The sequence below is a fragment of the Hydrogenophaga sp. L76 genome, from assembly GCF_057654755.1.
On the sequence record NZ_CM172807.1, the window covers coordinates 751,697 to 770,979 of the forward strand.

18 protein-coding genes are annotated in these 19,283 nt (G+C 63.9%); 13 read left to right on the forward strand and 5 right to left on the reverse strand.

Translation table 11 applies throughout. The features are described 5' to 3' along the window. Positions 1–11 precede the first annotated feature (11 nt). Positions 12–653: a MotA/TolQ/ExbB proton channel family protein gene (locus AC23D4_RS03560; protein ID WP_472887991.1), complete on the reverse strand. Its 642-nt coding sequence runs from the start codon at positions 651–653 to the stop codon at positions 12–14. A gap of 406 nt (positions 654–1,059) precedes the next feature. Here AC23D4_RS03560 and xseA point away from each other — a divergent pair, with 406 nt between their 5' ends. The 3 genes from xseA (at position 1,060) to AC23D4_RS03575 (ending at position 5,571) form a co-directional block, all read left to right on the forward strand. Further along, positions 1,060–2,286, forward strand: a complete 1,227-nt coding sequence (gene xseA / locus AC23D4_RS03565) for an exodeoxyribonuclease VII large subunit (protein ID WP_472888009.1) — start codon at positions 1,060–1,062, stop codon at positions 2,284–2,286. 136 nt (positions 2,287–2,422) lie between these two features. Beyond that, positions 2,423–3,004 carry a superoxide dismutase gene (locus AC23D4_RS03570; RefSeq protein ID WP_177134370.1) on the forward strand — a complete coding sequence of 194 codons (582 nt, stop codon included), beginning with the start codon at positions 2,423–2,425 and terminating at the stop codon, positions 3,002–3,004. Between the two features lie 329 nt (positions 3,005–3,333). After that, a complete protein-coding gene (locus AC23D4_RS03575) occupies positions 3,334–5,571 on the forward strand; it encodes an NADP-dependent isocitrate dehydrogenase (protein WP_472887990.1) in 2,238 nt (745 codons plus the stop codon). Positions 5,572–5,688: 117 nt separating this feature from the next. Here the strand turns inward: AC23D4_RS03575 and AC23D4_RS03580 are convergent, their stop codons facing one another. Next, a complete protein-coding gene (locus AC23D4_RS03580; protein WP_472888008.1) occupies positions 5,689–6,102 on the reverse strand; it encodes a DUF192 domain-containing protein in 414 nt (137 codons plus the stop codon). A gap of 244 nt (positions 6,103–6,346) precedes the next feature. Between AC23D4_RS03580 and icd the strand changes: the two genes are divergently transcribed. The 3 genes from icd to clpA all read left to right on the forward strand — a co-directional run bounded on the left by icd (position 6,347) and on the right by clpA (position 10,644). Beyond that, positions 6,347–7,600, forward strand: coding sequence for an NADP-dependent isocitrate dehydrogenase (icd, locus tag AC23D4_RS03585; RefSeq protein WP_472887989.1), 1,254 nt, complete (start codon positions 6,347–6,349; stop codon positions 7,598–7,600). A 254-nt stretch (positions 7,601–7,854) separates the two neighbouring features. After that, positions 7,855–8,211, forward strand: a complete 357-nt coding sequence (gene clpS, locus AC23D4_RS03590; RefSeq protein ID WP_210824528.1) for an ATP-dependent Clp protease adapter ClpS — start codon at positions 7,855–7,857, stop codon at positions 8,209–8,211. Between the two features lie 96 nt (positions 8,212–8,307). Continuing rightward, positions 8,308–10,644, forward strand: a complete 2,337-nt coding sequence (gene clpA, locus AC23D4_RS03595) for an ATP-dependent Clp protease ATP-binding subunit ClpA (protein ID WP_305722688.1) — start codon at positions 8,308–8,310, stop codon at positions 10,642–10,644. A gap of 78 nt (positions 10,645–10,722) precedes the next feature. Here the strand turns inward: clpA and AC23D4_RS03600 are convergent, their stop codons facing one another. The 3 genes from AC23D4_RS03600 to AC23D4_RS03610 all read right to left on the reverse strand — a co-directional run bounded on the left by AC23D4_RS03600 (position 10,723) and on the right by AC23D4_RS03610 (position 13,641). Then, on the reverse strand, positions 10,723–11,484 hold the full coding sequence (locus AC23D4_RS03600; RefSeq protein WP_472887988.1) for an SGNH/GDSL hydrolase family protein: 762 nt from the start codon (positions 11,482–11,484) through the stop codon (positions 10,723–10,725). 71 nt (positions 11,485–11,555) lie between these two features. Then, positions 11,556–12,047 (reverse strand): DUF1499 domain-containing protein, encoded by a 492-nt coding sequence (locus AC23D4_RS03605; RefSeq protein WP_472887987.1) that lies wholly within the window; start codon positions 12,045–12,047, stop codon positions 11,556–11,558. Between the two features lie 46 nt (positions 12,048–12,093). Beyond that, the gene (locus AC23D4_RS03610) at positions 12,094–13,641 is read right to left on the reverse strand and encodes a helicase HerA-like C-terminal domain-containing protein (RefSeq protein WP_472887986.1); all 1,548 of its coding nucleotides are present in this window, start codon (positions 13,639–13,641) and stop codon (positions 12,094–12,096) included. Between the two features lie 92 nt (positions 13,642–13,733). On the opposite strand from AC23D4_RS03610, the gene AC23D4_RS03615 reads away from it, so the two are divergent. Genes AC23D4_RS03615 through AC23D4_RS03645 form a run of 7 tightly spaced genes read left to right on the forward strand, consistent with a single transcriptional unit; the run spans position 13,734 to position 19,271 of the window. Further along, positions 13,734–14,459 (forward strand): YebC/PmpR family DNA-binding transcriptional regulator, encoded by a 726-nt coding sequence (locus AC23D4_RS03615; RefSeq protein WP_472887985.1) that lies wholly within the window; start codon positions 13,734–13,736, stop codon positions 14,457–14,459. Further along, on the forward strand, positions 14,456–15,730 hold the full coding sequence (gene purD, locus AC23D4_RS03620) for a phosphoribosylamine--glycine ligase (RefSeq protein ID WP_472887984.1): 1,275 nt from the start codon (positions 14,456–14,458) through the stop codon (positions 15,728–15,730). The genes AC23D4_RS03615 and purD overlap by 4 nt, the downstream gene beginning before the upstream one ends. 13 nt (positions 15,731–15,743) lie before the next feature. Further along, on the forward strand, positions 15,744–16,658 hold the full coding sequence (gene hemF / locus AC23D4_RS03625) for an oxygen-dependent coproporphyrinogen oxidase (RefSeq protein WP_472887983.1): 915 nt from the start codon (positions 15,744–15,746) through the stop codon (positions 16,656–16,658). Then, positions 16,655–17,329, forward strand: coding sequence for a nicotinate (nicotinamide) nucleotide adenylyltransferase (nadD, locus tag AC23D4_RS03630; protein WP_472887982.1), 675 nt, complete (start codon positions 16,655–16,657; stop codon positions 17,327–17,329). Before hemF ends, nadD begins: the two co-directional genes overlap by 4 nt. Beyond that, complete coding sequence (gene rsfS / locus AC23D4_RS03635) at positions 17,326–18,135, forward strand: ribosome silencing factor (protein ID WP_472887981.1); 810 nt, start codon at positions 17,326–17,328, stop codon at positions 18,133–18,135. Before nadD ends, rsfS begins: the two co-directional genes overlap by 4 nt. Continuing rightward, the gene (gene rlmH / locus AC23D4_RS03640) at positions 18,132–18,599 is read left to right on the forward strand and encodes a 23S rRNA (pseudouridine(1915)-N(3))-methyltransferase RlmH (protein ID WP_472887980.1); all 468 of its coding nucleotides are present in this window, start codon (positions 18,132–18,134) and stop codon (positions 18,597–18,599) included. The genes rsfS and rlmH overlap by 4 nt, the downstream gene beginning before the upstream one ends. A gap of 54 nt (positions 18,600–18,653) precedes the next feature. Beyond that, positions 18,654–19,271 (forward strand): Maf family protein, encoded by a 618-nt coding sequence (locus AC23D4_RS03645; RefSeq protein WP_472887979.1) that lies wholly within the window; start codon positions 18,654–18,656, stop codon positions 19,269–19,271. Positions 19,272–19,283: the final 12 nt, after the last annotated feature.

Consider the following 19,283-nt stretch of genomic DNA (forward strand, 5'->3'; position numbering starts at 1 on the left):
GGTGTGAAGCGTCATTTGCGCAAGGTCAGCAGGTGACGGGTGAAACGCTCGGAAGCGATTTCCATGATCAGCAGGTAATCATCGACCCGGGCGCGGAAGTAACGCCAGAAGATCAGGGCCGGGATGGCCACCATGAGGCCAAAGGCGGTGTTGTACAGCGCGATCGAGATGCCATGCGCCAGCTGGCCGGGATTGCCCCCGCCGGGGACCGTGCCCATGCCACCATCACCGGCTTGCGAGCCGAAGATTTCGATCATGCCGATGACCGTTCCAAGCAGGCCCAGCAGCGGGGCGGCGGACGCGATGGTGGCCAACGCACCCAGGTAGCGCTGCAGTTTGGCGGCCGTCTGGCGTCCTGCACCCTCGAGGCTGGAGCGCAGGTCGTCTTCGCTGACCCGTGGGTTGCTGTTGAGCGCGCGGAAACCGCTGGCGAGCACTTCGCCGAGTGCCGAGTTTTGCTCCAGCTGGTTGACCACATCGGCACCGGGCACCCCGTTGCGCGACACCATGATGGCTTCGTCGAGCAGTTTCGGTGGTGCGATCTTGACGGTTTTGAGGCTGATGAAGCGCTCGATGACGAGGGCCATGCCCAGGACGGAACAGATGATCAGGGGCCAGATCGGCCAGCCAGCGGCTTGTATGATGGAAAACAAATCAGGGCTCCAGACAAAAGCCGCCTGCTTGGCGGCCAGAGTGCAATCTCCCGGATTATGTCTCACCATCCGGTGGTGAACGGCCGGAAAACCTCCACCAGGGATCCATCTACCTGTCCAGCCCGATGCACAGATTCTGTGGATAACTTTGTGAAGAACCGGTATCCCAACGCCCGCCAGCCCGCTGTGGTCGCGGCTCCCGACAGTTCGATGAGAAAACAGGCAGTGCAAAACGCATTGAAATCAAGCGCTTGGCGTTCAGCCCATGCGCCATGGGGTCTTTCAGGCTACAAGCCCAGAAATTTCGCGGCTTGTGGACAGATTGGGTCTGGAGAGCCCTGTGTCTGAGCCATTTCTGGATGCCGAAACCCCATCGGCGCGGCGTGTGTGGGCGGTTGGTCCGCTCATGCGCGCGATTGCTGACACCCTGGCCGCGCGTTTCAATCCGGTCACCGTCCGGGGCGAGATTTCGGGTTTCTCCCGCGCGGCCAGCGGACATTGTTATTTTTCACTCAAGGACGATACCGGCCAGGTGCGCTGCGCCTTGTTTCGCCGTTCGGCCGACCAGCTGGACTTTGCGCCGCGCGATGGCCAGGTGGTCGAGGCGCTGGGCAAGCTCGACGTCTATGGGCCCCGCGGTGATCTGCAGCTCATCGTCGACAGCCTCAAGCCGGCGGGCCAAGGGGCCTTGTTCGAACAGTTCCTGCGCCTGAAAGCCCGACTGGAAGCGGAAGGGCTGTTCGACGCGGCGCGCAAACGCCCGTTGCCAGCCCAGCCACGCAGCATTGGTGTGGTGACTTCGCTCGGCGCAGCCGCCCTGCGCGATGTGGTCACGGCGCTGCGTCGGCGTGTGCCCCACGTGCCGGTGGTGATCTACCCGGCGGCGGTGCAGGGTGCCCAGGCGCCGGCCGAGCTGTGTGCGGCCTTGCAGTCCGCCTACCGGCGCCATGCGACCACCGGTGAGAGCGAGGTGCTGCTGCTGGTGCGGGGCGGAGGCTCGCTGGAAGACCTGTGGTCGTTCAACGACGAGACGCTGGTGCGCACCGTGGCGCAGTCGCCGATGCCGGTGGTTTGCGGGGTGGGTCACGAGACCGACTTCACCCTGGCTGATTTTGTGGCCGATCTGCGAGCGCCCACGCCCACGGCTGCCGCCGAGTTGTGCGCGCCCGCGCGCGAGGTGCGGGTGGGTGAACTGGCCTATTTGCAGGAACGGCTGAGCGAGGCGGTTCTGGGCGGTATTGACCAGCGCGCGCAACGGCTGGACCGGCTGGGTCAGCGCCTGGGGCGGCCTTCCGTTCGTGTGCACGACAGCCGCCAGCAGCTCACCGGCCTGCAGCACCGGCTGCGCGGCGCGCTGCTCCTGGCGGCCCAGCGCGCGGACAGCCGCCTGCAGGGTCTACAAAGCCTGATGCCCCAGGCGCTGCGTCGCGCGGTGGCGCAGCACGCCCAGCGCCTGCAGCGGTGCGAAAGCGCCCTGGGGCATCTGGACCCCCAGCTCGTGCTGGAGCGGGGTTACACCTACCTCACCGACACCCAGGGTCTTGCCATCACCCGGTGCAGCCAGACCCAGCCTGGCCAGTCGGTGCGGGCCCGTCTGGCCGATGGTGAGCTGGAACTCACGGTCAACCGCTGAGAAGATGAGGCGGTGGGCCAAGAAACCCTGAACGCACAAACCATAGCGTCCCTGCCTACAATGGCGCGGTTTCGGGCTGCCGGCGATCGCCTTCAGCCACCCGCCTTCCCACAACGCCAACCGAACGAGGAACCCCATGGAACACACCCTGCCCGCATTGCCCTACGCGATCGACGCCCTGGCGCCGCACTACTCCCAGGAAACGCTGGAGTTCCACCACGGCAAGCACCACAACGCTTATGTGGTCAACCTGAACAACCTGCAAAAGGGCACCGAGTTCGAAGCGATGGACCTGGAGTCCATCATCAAGAAGTCCAGCGGTGGCATCTACAACAACTCGGCCCAGATCTGGAACCACACCTTCTTCTGGAACTGCATGAAGCCCAATGGCGGCGGTGAGCCGTCCGGCGCGCTGGCCGCGGCCATCAACGCCAAGTTCGGCAGCTATGCCGCCTTCAAGGAAGCCTTCGTCAAGAGCGCCGTGGGCAACTTCGGTTCGGGCTGGACCTGGCTGGTGAAGAAGGCCGACGGTTCGGTCGACATCGTCAACATGGGCGCCGCCGGCACCCCGCTGACCACGGGCGACAAAGCCCTGCTGACCGTCGACGTGTGGGAACACGCCTACTACATCGACTACCGCAACATGCGTCCGAAGTTCGTCGAGACCTTCCTCGACAAGCTGGTGAACTGGTCGTTCGCCGAAGCCAATTTCGCCTGAGCGGTCCTCCTGATCGCCGCACAAGGGCTCGAAGGCCATGCCTTCGGGCCTTTTTTGTTGGTGCGTCCACGGTGCTTCTTTTTGTGGCGCGTCACCCAGGCTGTTGAGCGCTTGGGGCCGATGGTTCCGTGCGAGAACAGTCGGGGGCAGACTCGCAGACATAAAAAAAAGACAGAAATTTTGTCTGCAATTTTCACATTGCAAGATAAGAGTTCAAAAAATGGTGTCTGGGTCAGAGCGATGAAAGCAAAATCCCAGACTATCCGGCGGTTCTGCGGTTGGCACCTACCGATCAGCGGGATTCCTACAACGATCTACGGAGCAAACACATGAGCACCCAGCAGCCCACCATCATCTACACGCTGACCGACGAAGCCCCGCTGCTGGCGACCAGCGCCTTTTTGCCCATCATCCGCACCTTCACCGCACCCGCCGGCATCAATGTCGAGTCCAGCGACATTTCAGTGGCTGCCCGCGTGCTGGCCACGTTTCCTGAATGCCTGACCGAGGCGCAGCGTGTGCCCGACACCCTGTCCGAACTGGGCAAGCTGACGCTGAAGCCCGAAGCCAACATCATCAAACTGCCCAACATCAGCGCCTCTGTCGGCCAGCTGGTCAGCGCGATCAAGGAACTGCAGTCCAAGGGCTACGCGCTGCCCGACTACCCCGAAGCGCCGAAAACCGAGGAAGAGAAAGCCATCCGCGCCCGCTACGCCCGTTGCATCGGCAGCTCGGTGAATCCGGTGCTGCGCGAAGGCAACTCCGACCGCCGCGCGCCGCGCGCCGTGAAGGAATACGCGCGCAAGAACCCGCACAGCATGGCCGAGTGGAGCCAGGCCTCGCGCTCGCACGTCTCGCACATGCACCATGGCGACTTCTACCACGGTGAAAAGTCCATCACCCTGGACAAAGCCCGTGACGTCAAGATGGAACTGATCACCCAGAGTGGCCAGACGATCGTCCTGAAGCCCAAGGTGTCGCTGCTGGACCGCGAAGTCATCGACAGCATGTTCATGAGCAAGAAAGCCCTGGAGGCTTTCTACGAAAAAGAGATTGAAGACGCTCGCAAGACCGGCGTGATGTTCTCGCTGCACGTGAAGGCGACCATGATGAAGGTGTCGCACCCGATCGTGTTCGGCCACTGCGTGAAGATCTTTTACAAGGAAGCGTTCGAGAAGCACGCCAAGCTGTTTGAAGAGCTGGGCGTGAACGTCAACAACGGCATGGCCGATCTGTACGGCAAGATCGCCACCCTGCCGCAGAGCAAGCAGGACGAGATCAAGCGCGACCTGCACGCCTGTCACGAGCACCGTCCCGAGCTGGCCATGGTGGACTCGGCCAAGGGCATCACCAACTTCCATTCGCCCAACGACGTGATCGTGGACGCCTCCATGCCCGCCATGATCCGCAACGGCGGCAAGATGTGGGACGCCAACGGCCGCCTGAAGGACGTCAAGGCCGTGATGCCCGAATCGACTTTCGCCCGCATCTACCAGGAGATGATCAACTTCTGCAAGTGGCACGGCGCCTTCGACCCCAAGACCATGGGCACGGTGCCCAACGTCGGCCTGATGGCCCAGCAGGCCGAGGAATACGGCTCGCACGACAAGACCTTCGAGATCACCGAAGACGGCGTGGCCAACATCACCGACCTCGCCACCGGCGAAGTGCTGCTGTCGCAGAACGTGGAGAAGGGCGACATCTGGCGCATGTGCCAGGTCAAGGACGCCGCCATCCGCGACTGGGTGAAGCTGGCCGTGAACCGCGCGCGCAACTCCGGCATGCCGGTGGTGTTCTGGCTGGACCAGTACCGTCCTCACGAAGCGCAGCTGATCACCAAGGTCAAGATGTACCTGCACGAGCACAACACCGCCGGTCTGGAGATCCAGATCATGAGCCAGGTGCGTGCCATGCGTTACACGCTGGAGCGCGTGATCCGTGGCCTGGACACCATCAGCGCCACCGGTAACATCCTGCGCGACTACCTGACCGACCTGTTCCCCATCATGGAACTGGGCACCTCGGCCAAGATGCTCTCCATCGTGCCACTCATGGCGGGCGGTGGCATGTACGAAACCGGAGCCGGCGGTTCGGCGCCCAAGCACGTGCAGCAGCTGGTGGAAGAAAACCACCTGCGCTGGGACTCGCTGGGTGAGTTCCTGGCGCTCGCTGTGTCGCTGGAAGATCTGGGTCTGAAGACCGGCAACAACGCAGCGAAGATCCTGGCGAAGACGCTGGATGCCGCCACCGGCAAGCTGCTGGAGAACAACAAGAACCCGTCGCCCAAGACGGGTCAGCTCGACAACCGCGGCAGCCAGTTCTACCTGGCCATGTACTGGGCCCAGGCCCTGGCGGCCCAGACCGACGATGCGGCCCTGGCTGCCCGTTTTGCGCCGCTGGCCCAGCAACTGGCCGACAACGAGCAAACCATCGTTGCCGAACTGGCGGCTGTGCAGGGCAAACCGGTCGACATCGGGGGCTATTACCTGCCGGACTTCGAGAAGCTGGCCGCGGTGATGCGTCCCAGCCAGACGCTGAATGCGGTGCTGGCCGCTGCTCAAGGCTGAGCATCCCACTCGTCAGGCTTCGACACCCCGAAGCGATCCAGACGGCGCGAGCTGTCCGGGTCGCTTTTTTGTTGTCTGAGCGCCGGTCCTGCAGGGGCCGGCGGATCGGCGACGAACTTACTTGCGTCCGTCGAACGGTGCACCGCTCAGCCGGGAGCCGGCCTGGATGCCCCGCTTGGCAAACCAGCCCTGGTTCATCTCCAGCACAAAACGCACCGGCTTGGCGGAGCAATGCGAGTCCAGGGTCTGCGGCTTCATGTCGACCAGGTTGACGATGGTGCCGTCATCGGCCACGAAGGCGGCGGTCAAGGGCAGCAGGGTGTTTTTCATCCAGAAGCACTGGCCCGCGGGTTGCTCGAAGACAAACAGCATGCCTTCACCGCCAGGCATGTCCTCGCGGAACATCAGCCCGATGGAGCGCTGTTCCGGGGTGGCGGCCACCTGGGCCTGGATCAGGTGCATACCCGCCGTGAGGGTGACGCGGGGCAGCTGGAGCTGGGGTGCATCGTGGGACCACGCAGGCCCTGTCATCAGGGCCAGCAGGCAGGACAGGCAAACGAGCAGTCGGTTCATGGGCAGACGATGTGATCGGGTGAAAAACGCATTGTCCGTCAAGCGCCGTGCACAGGTCCGTGATCGGCGATTTCCACGGATAGATCCGGCGGCCGAGCCGCTCGATCAGGACTAGAATTCTTGAGGTCCATCCCGGCGCCATGCCCGGGCACACTGGATTCAGAAGCGTTCGACAATGCATCCCATACGGAGACCCGTTTCCATGTACCAGCACATCAAGGTTCCAGCCCAGGGTGAAAAAATCACCGTCAACGCCGACATGTCCCTGAACGTGCCGGATGAACCGATCATTCCTTACATCGAAGGCGATGGCACCGGTCTGGACATCACCCCGGTGATGCTCAAGGTGGTCGATGCCGCCGTGGCCAAAGCCTACGGCGGCAAGAAAAAAATTCACTGGATGGAGGTGTTTGCCGGCGAGAAGTCGACCCAGGTGTACGGCCCCGACGTGTGGCTGCCCGAAGAAACCCTGGCGGCGCTGCGCGAATACGTGGTGTCCATCAAGGGCCCGCTGACCACCCCCGTGGGGGGCGGCATCCGATCGCTGAACGTGGCGCTGCGCCAGGAACTCGACCTTTACGTCTGCCTGCGCCCGGTGCAGTACTTCAAGGGCGTGCCTTCACCCGTGAAAGAGCCCGAGAAAACCAACATGGTGATCTTCCGTGAGAACTCGGAAGACATCTACGCCGGCATCGAATACGAGGCCGAGTCCGACAAGGCGAAGAAGCTCATCAAGTTCCTGATGGAAGAGATGGGCGTGACCAAGATCCGCTTCCCGAACACCTCGGGCATCGGCATCAAGCCGGTGTCGCGTGAAGGCACCGAGCGCCTGGTGCGCAAGGCGATCCAGTACGCGATCGACAACGACAAGCCCAACGTGACCATCGTGCACAAGGGCAACATCATGAAGTACACCGAAGGCGGCTTCCGCGACTGGTCGTACGCGCTGGCCCAGCGAGAGTTTGGCGCCGAGCTGATCGACGGTGGCCCGTGGTGCAAGTTCAAGAATCCGAAGACCGGCAAGGACATCGTCATCAAGGACAGCATTGCAGACGCCTTCCTGCAGCAGATCCTGCTGCGCCCGGCCGAGTACTCGGTGGTGGCCACGCTGAACCTGAACGGCGACTACATCTCCGACGCCCTGGCCGCCCAGGTCGGTGGCATCGGCATCGCCCCGGGTGCCAACCTGTCGGACTCCGTGGCCTGCTTTGAAGCCACCCACGGCACCGCGCCGAAGTACGCCGGCAAGGACTATGTGAACCCGGGTTCCGAAATCCTGTCGGCTGAAATGATGCTGCGCCACATGGGCTGGACGGAAGCGGCCGATCTGATCATCAGTTCGATCGAAAAATCCATCGCCAGCAAGAAAGTCACCTACGACTTCGCCCGCCTGATGGACGGTGCCACCCAGGTGAGCTGCTCGGGATTTGGGCAGGTCATGATCGACAATATGTAAACGCCATTTCCGCGCGGTGCCGGGCCTACGAAGCCGGTGCCGGGCAGAACCATTGGAAAAACCGCCCGGAAGCAGCCTTCCTCGGCGGTTTTCTTTTGCGTCGAAACGACACAATGGGTCATGCCGCGCCGTGCCTGTGTCCCTGCCAATGCCGCCCCTTCTCCGACAGGGCGGTCAACAACGCCATGTTGTCACGGTAAATACATATCCCGAGCAGCCCATAGGGACGCGCGCACCCCGCTAGAATCATTTTCATGGCCACCCAGAACCCCAAGAAACCCGAAAACCCCGTCGCTCCCCCCAGTGTGGGCAATGACGATTCGGTGGTGCTTGAGCGGCGTGCGCAGCGCACCAAACCCCCTCAGATGTTTCAGGTGGTGCTGCTCAACGACGATTTCACCCCCATGGAGTTCGTTGTGCACGTCATTCAGGAATATTTCAGCAAGGACCGTGAAACCGCGACCCAGATCATGCTCAAGATACACCTCGAAGGCAAAGGCATTTGCGGGATATACACGCGCGATGTGGCCAGCACCAAAGTCGACCAGGTGTCGCAGGCTGCCCGGAACGCGGGGCATCCGTTGCAGTGTTTGAGCGAGCCGATTGAATAACGCCAGATCCGCCCCATTTGATGGCCATCCACCCGATACACCTTACGTACCCGGACCCCAGCGTTTCAAACCACCACCAGCCCAAAGGATGTGTCCATGATTGCCCAGGAACTTGAAGTCAGCTTGCACATGGCCTTCGTCGAGGCCCGGCAACAGCGACACGAATTCATCACGGTGGAGCACCTGCTGCTCGCCCTGCTCGACAACCCGAGCGCCGCCGAGGTGCTGCGCGCCTGCTCGGCCAACGTGGACGACCTGCGCAAGTCCCTGACGAATTTCATCAAGGACAACACGCCGCAGGTCGCCGGCACCGACGAGGTGGACACGCAGCCCACGCTGGGTTTCCAGCGGGTGATCCAGCGCGCCATCATGCACGTGCAGTCCACCGGCAACGGCAAGAAGGAAGTCACAGGCGCCAACGTGCTGGTGGCGATCTTTGGCGAAAAGGACTCCCACGCCGTGTACTACCTGCACCAGCAGGGTGTGACCCGGCTGGACGTGGTCAATTTCATCGCCCACGGCATCCGCAAGAGCGATCCACCCGAGGCGAGCAAGCCGGGGGAGAGTGCGGCCGAAAACGAAGAGGCTGGCGAAGCCAAGCAGAATGAAAAGGCGTCGCCGCTGGAGCAGTTCACCCAGAACCTGAATCAGCTCGCCAAAGACGGCAAGATCGATCCGCTGATCGGGCGCGACTACGAGGTCGAGCGCGTGATCCAGATCCTGTGCCGCCGCCGCAAGAACAACCCGCTGCTCGTCGGCGAAGCCGGCGTGGGCAAGACCGCCATCGCCGAGGGCCTGGCCTGGCGCATCACCCAGAACGACGTGCCGGAAATCCTGGCCGAAGCCCAAGTGTATTCGCTCGACATGGGCGCGCTGCTGGCCGGCACCAAGTACCGCGGCGATTTTGAACAGCGTCTGAAGGGTGTTCTCAAGTCGCTCAAGGACAAGCCCAACGCCATCCTTTTCATCGACGAGATCCACACCCTGATCGGTGCCGGCGCGGCATCGGGCGGTACGTTGGATGCGTCCAACCTGCTCAAGCCCGCGCTGTCCAGTGGCCAGATGAAGTGCATCGGCGCGACCACCTTCACCGAATACCGTGGCATCTTCGAAAAAGACGCCGCGCTCAGCCGCCGCTTCCAGAAGGTCGACGTGGTCGAGCCGACGGTGGAGCAGACCGTGGACATCCTCAAAGGGCTGAAGTCGCGCTTTGAAGAGCACCACAATGTCAAGTACGCCCTGGCGGCCCTGCAGGCTGCGGCCGAACTCAGCGCCAAGTACATCAACGACCGCCACCTGCCCGACAAGGCCATCGACGTGATCGATGAGGCCGGTGCGGCGCAACGCATCCTGCCCGCGTCCAAACGCAAGAAGACCATCAGCAAGACCGAGGTCGAAGAGATCGTGGCCAAGATCGCGCGCATCCCGCCCGCGAACGTGTCCAACGACGACCGCGGCAAGCTGCAGACCCTGGAGCGCGACCTCAAGAGCGTGGTGTTCGGTCAGGACAAGGCCCTTGAAGTGCTGGCCTCCAGTGTCAAGATGGCACGTTCGGGCCTGGGCAAAAGCGACAAGCCCATCGGTGCCTTCCTGTTCAGCGGCCCCACCGGCGTGGGCAAGACCGAAGCCGCCAAGCAGCTGGCCTACATCATGGGCATCGACCTGATCCGCTTCGACATGTCGGAGTACATGGAGCGCCATGCCGTGAGTCGCCTGATCGGTGCGCCTCCGGGTTACGTGGGTTTTGACCAGGGTGGCCTGCTGACCGAAGCCATCACCAAGAAGCCGCATTGCGTGCTGCTGCTCGACGAGATCGAGAAGGCGCACCCGGACATCTTCAACGTGTTGCTGCAGGTCATGGACCACGGCACCTTGACCGACAACAACGGGCGCAAGGCCGATTTCCGCAACGTCATCGTCATCATGACGACCAATGCCGGTGCGGAGACCATGAACAAGGCCACGATCGGGTTCACCAACCCGCGCGAAGCCGGCGACGAGATGGCCGACATCAAGCGCCTGTTCACGCCGGAGTTCCGCAACCGCCTGGACGCCATCGTGGGCTTCAAGGCGCTGGACGAGAACGTCATCATGCGCGTGGTGGACAAGTTCCTGCTGCAGCTGGAAGGCCAGCTGACCGAGAAGAAGGTGGAGGTCACTTTCACCGATGCGCTGCGCAAACACCTGGCCAAGAAGGGCTTTGATCCGCTCATGGGTGCGCGTCCGATGCAGCGCCTGATCCAGGACACGATCCGCCGGGCCCTGGCCGACGAACTGCTGTTTGGGCGCCTCACCGATGGCGGGCGCTTGACGGTGGACCTGGAAACCAAGACCGGCGAGGACGGCAAGGAAACCCAGGAAGTCAAGCTCGACATTCAGCCGTTGCCGAAGAAGGAAGGCAAGGCGAAGCCCGAGGAAGCCACGGCGGGTTGAGGCAGTTCTACTTGGCAGACACCAAAAAGGCCCGGACATCCGGGCCTTTTTTCTTGCAGAAAGACCGCCGTCAACCGGTCAGCGTGTGCGCCAGGCCAGCACGGCCTCGGCCCACTTGTTGCCGAGCTTGGCCTCACCGGTGGCGTTCGGGTGCACACCGTCGTAGTTGTCTGCGACCGAGTAGCCCGCAGCCTGGTTCACCACGACGATGGGTGAGAGCGCGGTGTTGCGGGAGGCCGCCAGGCCATCGATGCCCCTGTTCAGGGCCGCGGTTCCCGCCGTGTCCGGGGCGGCGGGAATGATCTTGGCCAGCACGATGTAGGTGTCGGCCTTGCCGGCGCGGATGGCATCGATCACGCCCCCGAGTTCCCCGATGATGCCCGCAGCGCTTTGGCCATCCAGCACGTCGTTGGTGCCCAGGTGGAGCAGCACCATGTCGGGGCGGGCGCCGCCGACCTTGGCGGCCACCTGGGGTGCCAGCTCGTGGGCCCGGTAGTCCCAGTAGCCCTCATGATCGGGGTCGAAATCGGGGTCGGGGGCGCTGGTTTGCGGGCTGTCGCGGTAGCCGCTGGAGACGCCGGAGCGGCTGCCCACCAGGTCCACCGAACAACCTGCGGCGTTCAGGCGTTGCCAGAGCACCCGGCGGTAGCTGTTGTGCCCCGCCTCGGCCTGGGTGATCGAATCGCCCAGGGGCATGATGCGCAGCGCGCCACCCTCGCGACCACAGCTCGCGACTCTGAGCGCTGTCGTGGCGTCACCCGAGGCGTCGTCAGAGTCGCCGCCGCCGCAGGCGCTGAGCACCGCGGTCAGCACCAGCAAGGCGGCACGGGATGGGGTCATTTTTCGAGGCATGAAGCATCCGGAAAAGTCGTTTGATCGGGTTGCCGATGGGAATCGGCTTCGCAAGAGGTTCATTGACGCAGATAGGCCGCACGGATGTTTTCCATGCGCCGCCGGTTCAGGCCGGTGTCCTCGCGACCCAGGCGGCTTGCGCTGCGCACTTCGATCGCGCCCAGCGCCGGGTTGAACCAGAACTCGAGGTCGTCCACGAACCTGAGCCAGCGCGTCTGGGCCTGTGCGTAGAGGTAGTCCGGTCGCTGCTCCACCAGCGTGACGCCGGGCAGCGTCTGCAACACGGTGGCCAGCGTGCGCAGCGAGGCCGTGGCGTCGCCATGCTTGAGGGGCAGGGGTGGTATGAACGCGTGGGCCCGCTGCGGGTGGTCCGGGTACAGGCCGGCCTGGCTGGAGACGCTGTTGCGTGTGAGGGACGGCGGCTTCAGGCGTCCCTGCATCACACCGAGGTCGGAAGGCGGATCACCGCTGAGCCAGCCGAACCCGGCGCCGATCGGGACCAGAACGACCAGGACGAGCAGGGCGTACAGCAGCGCTTTGAGCAGTCCCACGCGGCAAACAGGCAAGACTGCGGGAATGGACGGTGAAGCCACCGGCTCAGCGCTTGCCGCCCAGCAAACCACCCAACACCCCCCGTACGATCTGCCGACCAATTCCGCTGGCCACGCTGCGGGCGGCGGTTTTGGCCATGGTCTGTACCAGACCGTCGTACTGGCCACCGCGCGGGCCCGTGCGCCCGAACAGGGCTTCGTTCAACATGCCGCCGATGCCACCACCTCCTGCTGCCTCGACAGGCTGTTTCGCCAACCCCGGGATGCGCGGGATTTTTGGCGTGCCGGCAACTTCCGGCTCCGCCTGGGGGGTGCGTGCGTCGACATGGGCACGCAGGATTTCGTGGGCGCTTTCGCGGTCCACGTCTTTCTCATACACCCCGGCCACCAGCGAGCCCTGCAGCAGGCTCTGGCGTTGCTGGGAGCTGATGGGGCCGAGCTGACTGCCCGGGGGCAGCACGTACACACGTTCGGTTTCACTCGGGCGGCCCTTGGCATCGAGCAGGCTCACCAGCGCTTCACCCACGGCGAGTTCGGTGATGGCGGCTTCGATGTCCAGGCCGGCCTTGGGGCGCATGGTCTCTGCCGTTGCCCTCACGGCTTTCTGGTCGCGCGGGGTGAATGCGCGCAGCGCGTGCTGCACGCGGTTGCCCAACTGGCCCAGCACGCTGTCAGGGATGTCCAGCGGGTTCTGTGTCACGAAATACACGCCCACGCCCTTGGATCGCACGAGGCGCACCACCAGCTCGATGCGCTCGACCAGCACTTTCGGCGCTTCGTTGAACAGCAGGTGGGCTTCGTCGAAGAAGAACACCAGCTTGGGTTTTTCGGGGTCGCCGATCTCGGGCAACTGCTCAAACAGCTCGGACAGCATCCACAGCAGGAAGGTGGCGTAGAGCCGGGGCGAGTTCATCAGCTTGTCGGCCGCGAGCACGTTGACCACCCCCTTGCCGTCCACGGTCTGCATGAAGTCACTGATGTCGAGCATGGGCTCGCCAAAGAACTGGTCGCCGCCCTGTTGCTCCACCTGCATCAGCCCGCGCTGGATGGCGCCGATGCTGGCCGCGCTGATGTTGCCGTATTCGGTGGTGAACTGCTTGGCGTTGTCCCCCACATGCTGCAACATGGTGCGCAGGTCTTTCATGTCCAGCAGCAGCAGGCCGTTGTCGTCGGCAATCTTGAACACCAGGTTGAGCACCCCAGCCTGGGTGTCGTTCAGGTTCAGCATGCGAGCCAGCAGCAACGGGCCCATGTCGCTCACCGTCGCGCGCACCGGGTGGCCCTGTTCGCCAAATACGTCCCACAGCGTGGTGGGACAGGCTTGCGAGGTGGGCAGCGTGATGCCGCGGTCCTTCAGAACGGCGCTGATCTTCTCGCCAAAGCTGCCCATCTGGCTGATACCGGTGAGGTCGCCCTTCACGTCCGCCATGAACACCGGCACGCCGATGTTGGAGAACTGCTCGGCCAGGGTCTGCAGGGTCACGGTCTTGCCGGTGCCGGTGGCGCCGGTGATGAGGCCGTGTCGGTTGGCCAGGCCCGGCAGCAGGTAACACTGGGTGGTGGCGTTCTGGGCAATCAGCATCGGTTCGGCCATGATGGATGTGGTCCTTCCGGGGGCAAGGTGGGTGAAAACGTAAAATCGACTGCTTATTAGATCAAACCCGAAACGGGGATAAGGAATCTTTCGTGGCCGGACACAGCAAATGGGCAAATATTCAACACCGCAAGGGTCGCCAGGACGAAAAGCGGGGAAAGATCTGGACGCGCGTCATCCGTGAAATCACGGTGGCCGCCCGCACCGGTGGCGGTGACCCTGCGATGAACCCGCGTCTGCGTCTCGCGATCGACAAGGCCAAGGCCGCCAACATGCCGGCCGACCGCATCAAGTACAACGTGGACAAGGCCTCGGGCGCCCTCGAGGGCCAGGCGCTGGAAGAGATCCGCTACGAGGGCTACGGCATCGGCGGCGCGGCCATCATCGTGGACACCATGACCGACAACAAGGTGCGCACAGTGGCCGAAGTGCGCCACGCGTTCAGCAAGTACGGTGGCAACCTGGGCACCGACGGCTCGGTGGCGTTCCAGTTCAAGCATTGTGGCCAGATCATCTTCGCGCCCGGCACTTCGGAAGACAAGGTGATGGAAGTGGCGCTGGAAGCGGGTGCGGAAGACGTGATCACCGACGAGGAAGGTGCCATCGAGGTGCTGACCGCTTACACGGATTTCGAAGCCGTGAAAAACGCGCTGGAGGCCGCAGGCTTGAAGCCTGAAGTAGCCGAAGTGACGATGCGTGCCGAGAACAGCATTCCCCTCACGGGTGAAGACGCTGCGCGCATGCAAAAGCTGCTTGATATCCTGGAAGACCTGGACGATGTGCAGGAAGTCTTTCACAACGCTGAGATCAACGAATGAAAGTCCTGGTGATTGGCGGCGGAGGCCGCGAACACGCGCTGGCGTGGAAGTTGAAGCAGTCCGAGGGTGTGGAGCAGGTGTTCGTGGCGCCCGGCAACGCAGGCACAGCGCGCGATGTGCAACTGACCAACCTGCCTATCACCGACAAGGTGGCGTTGCGCGAATGGGTGCAGGCCAACGGCATCGGCCTGACCGTGGTTGGCCCGGAGGCGCCGCTGGCGGCCGGCGTGGTGGACGAATTCCGTGCCCACGGCCTGGCCATCTTCGGCCCCACGCAGAAGGCCGCCCAACTGGAAAGCTCCAAGGCCTTCTCCAAGGCCTTCATGCAGCGCCATGGCATTCCCACGGCCGAGTACCAGGCCTTCACCGACCCTGTGCAGGCGCACGCCTATGTGGACGCGAAAGGCGCTCCCATCGTCGTCAAGGCGGACGGTCTGGCAGCAGGCAAGGGCGTGGTCGTGGCCATGAGCCCGGCCGAGGCGCACGAAGCCATTGACTTCATGCTGCTGGACAACACCCTGGGCGTGGCGCACAACGAAGGTGGCGCCCGCGTCGTGATTGAGGAATTCCTCGAAGGCGAAGAGGCCAGCTTCATCGTGCTGTGCGACGGCGTGAACGCACTCGCGCTGGCCACCAGCCAGGACCACAAGCGCCTGCTCGACGCCGACCAGGGTCCCAACACCGGCGGCATGGGCGCGTATTCGCCCGCGCCGGTGGTCACGCCTGCGGTGCACCAGCGCGCGATGGACGAGGTGATCCTGCCCACGCTGCGCGGCATGGCGGCGGATGGCATTCCTTACACCGGCTTCCTCTACGCCGGCCTGATGATCACGCCCGATGGCCGCGTGAAGACGCTGGAATTCAACTGCCGCATGGGCGACCCGGAAACCCAGCCGATCATGATGCGGCTCAAGAGCAACCTGGCGCAGGTGCTGCTGTCGGCCACCCGCGCCGAGCTGGACCGGGTGACGCTGGACTGGGATCCTCGTGTGGCGCTGGGTGTGGTCCTGGCCGCGGCCGGCTACCCATTGAATCCCCGCAAAGGCGACCCGATCACCGGCTTGCCCGCCGACGAAGTCGACCGCATGGTGTTCCACGCCGGCACGGCCGATGCCAACGGCCAGGTGGCGGTCTCGGGCGGCCGGGTGCTGTGCGTCACTGCGTTGGCCGATACCGTGGCTGCCGCGCAGAAGCGCGCCTACAGCGTGGTGAATGGCATCCAGTTCGACGGCATGCAATGCCGCCGTGACATCGGCTTCCGCGCCCTCTGAGCATCAAGACCCCATGAGCAAACAGACACAGCGTGTGCGTGACTACCTGACCGGCCTGCAAGAACGCATCACCTCTACCGTGGCACTGGTCGATGGCGGCCAGTTTGTGGTGGACCAGTGGAAGAAGCCCGCCGGCGAAACCCTGCAAGGCCAGGGCATCACGCAGATCCTGGAAGGCGGTGCGGTGTTCGAGCGCGCCGGCTGCGGCTTCTCGCACGTGACCGGCCCGCGCCTGCCGCCTTCGGCCACGCAGCACCGGCCCGAGCTCTCAGGCGCGCCATTCGAGGCCATGGGCGTTTCGCTCGTGTTCCATCCGCGCAATCCCTATGTGCCGACGGTGCACATGAACGTGCGCATGATCGCGGCCACACCCAAGGGAGGCGAGCCGGTGTGCTGGTTCGGTGGTGGCATGGACCTCACACCGTACTACGGCTTTGAGGATGACGCGGTGCACTTTCACAGCACCTGCAAGACCGCCCTCGACCCCTTCGGGGTCGACAAGTACCCACGCTTCAAGAAGTGGTGCGACGAGTATTTCTACCTCAAGCACCGCGACGAGCAGCGTGGCGTGGGTGGTGTCTTCTTCGATGATTTTTCCGAACTCGGGGTCGATGGCAGCTTCTCCATGCTGCGCTCGGTGGGCGATGCATTCCTGGACGCCTACCTGCCCATCGTCGCCCGCCGCCAGGGCACACCTTACGGCGAACGGGAGAGGGACTTCCAGCTCTACCGCCGCGGGCGGTATGTGGAGTTCAACCTGGTCTGGGACCGCGGCACACACTTTGGCCTGCAGTCGGGCGGGCGCAGCGAGTCGATCCTGCTGTCCATGCCGCCGTTGGTGAGCTGGTCGTACCAGCGCAAAAACGCCAAGGCCTCGCCCGAAGCACGTCTCTACACCCACTTCCTGGTGCGCAAGGACTGGGTTTGACGCTCATTCCAGAATCCGCTGAAAAGACGGAACAGCGTGCCAAACCCCTGCGTGTGGGCATGTTCGGCGGCGCGTTTGACCCGCCGCACCGGGCACACCGCATACTGGCGGAAACCGCTTTGACTCAGTTGGGGCTCGATGTGTTGCACATCTTGCCTACCGGTCAGGCCTGGCACAAGTCGCGCTCGTTGACGTCGGCCGAGCACCGCCTGGCGATGTGTGAGCTGGCTTTCGGCGATTTGCCCCGCACCCGCATTGACCACCGGGAAATCCAGCGCGAGGGCCCGAGTTACACCGCCGACACCCTGCGCGAACTGGCCGGCGAATACCCGGGAGCCGAGCTGTTCCTGGTGCTGGGCGCTGACCAGTTGCTGGCTTTCAAGCGCTGGGTTCGGTGGTCCGAAGTGCTGGAGCTGGCCACCCTGGCGGTGGCGAACCGGGCCGCAGAGATCGGTGCCGATGCCTTGCGCGAGCATGCGCTTGAGGCGGACCTTTCCTCTGTGGACCTGCCTTTCCGGCGTCTTGAAATGCCCCTCCAGAACATCAGCGCCACCGCAGTGCGCGCCCATGTCGGCCAGCCCGTAGACCGCAGCAACTTGCTGTCGGTTCTGGTGCCCGAAGCCGTCGCAAGCTATATTTCACTCCATCACCTTTATCAAGAGCCTTCATGACCAGCGAAACCACCGCCAAAAAAGACATCCAGAAACTCCAGCGCGCCATTGTGGAGGGGCTTGAGGACGTCAAGGGCCAGGACATCGTGGTCTTCAACACGGAACACCTCTCGCCCTTGTTCGAGCGGGTGATCATCGCCAGCGGCACCTCCAACCGGCAGACCAAAGCGCTGGCGTCCAGCGTGCGCGATGCCGTGCGTGAAGCAGGCTTTGACAAGCCGCGCATCGAAGGCGAAGAAAACGGCGAATGGATCATCGTGGACTGCGGCGCGGCCGTGGCCCACGTGATGCAGCCGGTCATCCGGCAGTACTACCGCCTGGAAGAAATCTGGGGTGCCAAGCCGGTGCGCCTGAAACACGGCGCCGAAAAGGTTGCGGAAGCCATACCCGTGGCCAAAACCGCAGCCAAGAAGGCAACGAGCAAGACCAGCAAAAAGGGCGTGCAGAAGGAAGTGAAACCGATTGACGCGAAGTCGGTGGCCCGCAAGGCGGCCAAGGCGGTTTCTGCTGCGGCCGCTGCTGCGCCCGCGAAGACCGCCGCCAAGCCCGGCACACAGGCCGGTGTCAAAGCCGTGGCCAAGACCGCGGCCAAAACAGCTGCCAAGACCGCTGCCAAGAGCCCAGCCAAGCGTGTCGCTCCCACGGCAGCCCGCAAGACCGCGACCAAGACATCACCCGCCAAGGCGCCGTTGAAGACCGTGGTGGTCAAACCCAAGACTGCCCGAACGGCGGCCAAGAGCGCGACCAAGACGGTGGCCAAGCGCGCGCCTGTGGCCACCAAGGCGGCTCCCAAGAAAAAGGCATGAAGCTGCTGATCGTCGCGGTCGGGCAGCGCATGCCCGACTGGGCCCAGACCGCCTACGACGATTACGCCAAACGCTTCCCGCCCGAGTTGCGGGTGGAGATCAAGACCGTCAAGACCGAGCCTCGCGGCTCCAAGAGCCTGGAGACGCTGCTGGCTGCCGAGCGTGAGCGCATTCAGGGGGCATTGCCACGCGGTTGCCGTGTGGTGGTGCTCGACGAACGCGGCACCACCTTCACGACCAAAGCCCTGGCCCTCCAGTTGCAGCAATGGCAACTGGAGGGCGATGACGTGGCCCTGGTCATTGGCGGGCCCGATGGCCTGGAGCCGGCGTTTCGAGCCGCGGCACACCAGCGCATCCGTCTGTCGGATCTGACCTTGCCCCACGCGATGGTGCGGGTGCTGCTGATCGAACAGCTGTACCGGGCATGGTCCGTCAATGCCAATCACCCTTATCACCGCGAGTGAACGACCGCGCCTGGCCGGGGCAGCCCTGCGGCGAAACGCATTGCCCGAACCGATATGACCGATTTCATCTATCTCGCCTCCCAGAGCCCGCGCCGTCTTCAGTTGCTGGAGCAATGGGGCGTGCGCTGTCAACTGCTGCTGCCCGATGTGGACGAAGACGTCGAGGCGCTCGAAGCGGTGTTGCCCGGCGAAGCGCCGGCCAGCTACGTGCAGCGGGTGACCGGGCTCAAGCTCCAGGCCTCGCTCGCCCGGCTCAAGCGCCGGGGCTTGCCGCCCGCGCCCGTGCTGTGCGCCGACACCACCGTGGCGCTGGGCCGGCGCATCCTGGGCAAACCGGGTGACGCTGGCGAGGCATGCCGCATGCTCGCCGATCTGGCAGGACGGCGCCACCGGGTGCTGACGGCCGTGGCGGTGGGCAAACCGGCGGGACGTGGTCTTCGCCAGTGGGCTGCTTTGTCCACCTCGTGGGTCAGTTTTGCCCCGCTCAGCGCGACACAGATCCGCCGCTACGTCGACAGCGGCGAGCCCATGGGCAAAGCCGGCGCCTACGCAATCCAGGGCCATGCGGCGCTGTGGACCAGCCACATCAGTGGCAGTTATTCGGGCATCATGGGTCTGCCTGCGCACGAGACGGCACAGGTGCTCGGTGAGGCCGGTGTGCGGCTGCTCTGACACTGCGAACCT